This window comes from Shewanella electrica (assembly GCF_022321485.1).
GTDB lineage: Bacteria > Pseudomonadota > Gammaproteobacteria > Enterobacterales > Shewanellaceae > Shewanella > Shewanella electrica.
The window spans coordinates 1-276 of the sequence record NZ_JAKOGG010000229.1 but is presented as its reverse complement, the minus strand read 5'-3'; the positions used below and the strand labels follow the sequence as shown (position 1 = coordinate 276).

General features: G+C 44.9%; 1 protein-coding gene. It reads right to left on the bottom strand.

Annotated elements, in window-relative coordinates:
- Positions 1–51 precede the first annotated feature (51 nt).
- Positions 52–276 (bottom strand): hypothetical protein (locus L9G74_RS24090; protein ID WP_238898601.1); only part of this gene is annotated, 225 nt, incomplete at its 5' end.

Below are 276 nucleotides of genomic sequence, written 5' to 3'. Positions count from 1 at the left end.
CCATGCAAGAGGGGCAAACCTCTTCCAGTTCGGGTAGCTTTTCCAAAGCGTTCATGGGTTGTCAGTAAGCCATAAATCCACCTCGCACACAAGGTCAATTGCGAGGTCTATGGCAGGATTTTTATGTTCTCTAACGGAAGAACCGGTCAATTTTATTGGCTCCTTTTCGAGCAGCGAAACGAATGGTGCGAAGCAAGCTTCATTTGCTAAAATAGACTGACGTTTTATAAACTCATCGTCCACAAATCCCCGCTTATGAACAAAAATGTTCCGGAC